Below are 2,941 nucleotides of genomic sequence, written 5' to 3' on the forward strand. Positions count from 1 at the left end.
CGCTGCTGGGCACGCAGGCGGGCGGCCGGTGGGCCGGCGGGCTCGGCGCGGGCCCCGCGGTCCTGCTCGTCGCCGAGGTGGCGGTCCTTCTCGCGCTCTCTCCGGAGGCGGACGGCCGGTGGCTGCTGCCGCTGCGGCGGCTGCGGATCCGGATGCGCCACCCGCTCGCCGACCGGTCGTTCGAGATGCCGCTGGAGTCCAGCCTGCAGCAGCTGCTGGCCAGTCCGGCGTACCGGCAGGTCGGCCCGCTGCTGCGGTCGGGCCTGCGGGAGACGTGGGACGAGGAGGACGCGCGGATCCTCTGCTACACCGCCGAGTACGAGGGCACCGCCGCCACCGCGGTCTTCGCCGTGCCGCTGCGGCACTACAGCCCCGAGGAGATCCGCGTGGTCCTGGTCGACGAGTCGACCGAGTCCACGTTGCCCGTCGGCGCCTGACACGTGTGCGGCGGTGACCCGCGGGCGCGGGTCACCGCCGCACGCGCCACCGCCGAACCGGCCGACGGCGCCGTACTCACGGACCAGGGGGACGACTTCCGGCATACTCAATTCGTTGATTAATAGTGTATGTGGGTATATCCGGGTGCTACTCTCGGCTCATGTCGTTGCGCAACGCGGTCCTGGCCGTGCTCTTGGAGGGCGAGGCATCCGGATACGACCTGGCCAAGAGCTTCGACGCGTCGGTGGCCAACTTCTGGATGGCCACCCCCCAGCAGCTCTACCGGGAACTCGACAAGATGGCCGTCGACGGCCTGATCCAGGCCCGGCTCGTCCGGCAGGATCGTCGCCCCGACAAGCGGCTGTTCTCCCTCACCGAGGCCGGCCGCCGCGCCCTGCACGAGTTCACCGCCGCGCCCCCGCGCCCCGGCGCGATCCGCGAGGAGCTCATGGTCCAGGTCCAAGCGGTCGACGCGGGTGACGCCGAAGCCGTCAAGAACGCCCTCCGCGAGCGCGCGAGCTGGGCCGAAGCCAAGATCGCGCGTTTCGAGCGTCTTCGCACACGCCTGCTGAACGGCCGCACCGAGGAGGAGCATCTCGCCGAGGCCGACCGCGTCGGTCCGTACCTGACCCTGCTGCGCGGCCTGGCGTTCGAACGCGAGAACGCCCGCTGGGCCCGGCAGGCCCTGTCCGTCCTGGACCGGCGCACCAGAACCTCCACGGAGTAGCCGTGCCCTACCAGCGCTATGTCGCGGTCGGCGACAGCCAGACCGAAGGTCTGGGCGACGGCACCGACGCGACCGGCCATCGCGGCTGGGCCGACAGTCTGGCCGAGACGCTCGCCGCCCACCAGCCGGACCTCCGGTACGCCAACCTCGCCGTCCGGGGCCGCCTGACCGCCCAGATCAGGGCCGGGCAGACCGAGGCGGCCCTCGCCCTGAACCCCGATCTGGTCACCGTCATGGCGGGCATGAACGACCTGGTCCGCCCCGGCTTCGATCCCACCGCCGTGGCGACCGACCTGGAGGCCATGCTGGAGGCGTTCACGGCCTCCGGCGCGACCGTGGTCACCTTCACCTTTCCCGACGTCGCCAAGATCGCCCCCTTGGTGCGCCACCTGCGCCCGAAGGTCCTCGACTTCAACGACCGCATCCGCGCCATGGCCGGACGCCACGACGCCATCCTGGTCGACACGTTCCACCACCCGGTCACCACGGACCCCCGCCTGTGGAGCGATGACCGCATCCACGCGACCCCGCTCGGTCACGCCCGCATCGCCGCGGCTGCCGCCCACACGCTGAAGCTCCCCGGCGCCGACGCGAGCTGGGCCGATCCCCTCCCACCGCTGCCGCCCGTCCCCATCTGGCGGCGCCTGTCGACCGAGCTCGTCTGGGCCGGCACCTTCCTGGGCCCCTGGCTCCTCCGCCGCCTCCGGGGCCGCTCCTCCGGCGACGGCCGTACCGCCAAGCGCCCCCGGCTGGAGCCCGTCGCGACCACCGGCGGGCGCACGCCCTGACAGGTCAGGACGGGCCGATGCCGCGGAGGACCGTGGCGACCAGGCCGTCGGCGAAGCCGGGCGGGATCTCGATCTCCCCGGCGGGGACGCCGCGCAGGAGGTTCGGCAGGACGACCTCGTGGCAGGCGCCGATGACCATGGTGGCGGCGGCCTCGGGATCGCCGTCCGGCGCAAGACGGCCGAGTTCGCGTTCCGCGCGCAGGTAGTCGGCGAGGCAGGCGCGCAGGCCGCGGCCGCCGGCCATGGGGTTCGGCAGGCCGGCGAACCGCGTCAGCACCTTCGGCTGGGCGAGCAGGCCCGCGAAGGCGGGCAGGATCGCGATGTGCAGCCGCAGGCCGTGCTCGATGTAGGCCCGCAGGTTGTTCTCGACGTCGCCGGCGCCGGCCCGCGTCGGCGGCGCGCCCAGCGAGCGCTCGACGGAGCTCACGTGGGCGTGCAGCGCCTGGGCGAGCAGGTCCTCCTTGTCGGCGAAGTGGTTGTAGAGGACGCCGTCGGCGACCTCGGCCTCGCGGGCGATGTCGCGCACGGTCAGCCCGGCGGTGCCCCGCCGGGCCATGAGCGCCTCCGCGGCGGCGATCAGATGGTCGCGCAGGCTCTGGTCGCCGCCGCGCAGGGCGGACGCTCTTCTCGGTGACATCACGCCGCATCGTAGCCAGCGGGGCGCCTCGCCTCGAAGCGTCGAAGATCAGGGACGCGTGGCCGTGATCAGCAAGGCGGTTCCCCGCAGCCGTACCGCACCGTCGCTCTCGAAGGCGCGCAGCGCGGCCGTCAGCGCCTGGCGCGCACGGGACCGGACGCTCGGGTCCACCTGGTCGAAGGCGGGGCGTACGGGCCCCCAGCCGGCGATGAAGCCGGCCGCGTCCTCGGCGTCGCGCCCCCACACCTGAGGCGCGTCGACGGGCGCCGTGGACACGTCCGTGAGCCCGGCGCCGGTGAGGACCTCACGGACGCGGCGCGGATCGGCGAGCGACTCCGGCCCCGCCGCATC

The 2,941-nt window shown here is 73.7% G+C and carries 3 protein-coding genes and 2 pseudogenes; 3 read left to right on the forward strand and 2 right to left on the reverse strand.

The features are described from left to right. The 3 genes and pseudogenes from ACFFNX_RS46660 to ACFFNX_RS46670 form a co-directional block, all read left to right on the forward strand. Positions 1 to 437, forward strand: a pseudogene (locus tag ACFFNX_RS46660) (MauE/DoxX family redox-associated membrane protein); the annotation flags it as partial. A 161-nt stretch (positions 438 to 598) separates the two neighbouring features. Further along, positions 599 to 1,165 carry a PadR family transcriptional regulator gene (locus tag ACFFNX_RS46665; RefSeq protein WP_378212805.1) on the forward strand — a complete coding sequence of 189 codons (567 nt, stop codon included), beginning with the start codon at positions 599 to 601 and terminating at the stop codon, positions 1,163 to 1,165. A 2-nt stretch (positions 1,166 to 1,167) separates the two neighbouring features. After that, positions 1,168 to 1,953: an SGNH/GDSL hydrolase family protein gene (locus tag ACFFNX_RS46670; RefSeq protein ID WP_378212806.1), complete on the forward strand. Its 786-nt coding sequence runs from the start codon at positions 1,168 to 1,170 to the stop codon at positions 1,951 to 1,953. Between the two features lie 4 nt (positions 1,954 to 1,957). Here ACFFNX_RS46670 and ACFFNX_RS46675 read toward each other — a convergent pair whose 3' ends face one another. Together ACFFNX_RS46675 and ACFFNX_RS46680 are read right to left on the reverse strand one after the other, a co-directional pair. Further along, on the reverse strand, positions 1,958 to 2,590 hold the full coding sequence (locus ACFFNX_RS46675; protein ID WP_378212807.1) for a TetR/AcrR family transcriptional regulator: 633 nt from the start codon (positions 2,588 to 2,590) through the stop codon (positions 1,958 to 1,960). A 48-nt stretch (positions 2,591 to 2,638) separates the two neighbouring features. Then, positions 2,639 to 2,941: pseudogene (locus tag ACFFNX_RS46680) on the reverse strand (class I SAM-dependent methyltransferase); the annotation flags it as partial.

It is taken from the genome of Actinoallomurus acaciae, assembly GCF_042429965.1.
GTDB lineage: Bacteria > Actinomycetota > Actinomycetes > Streptosporangiales > Streptosporangiaceae > Actinoallomurus > Actinoallomurus acaciae.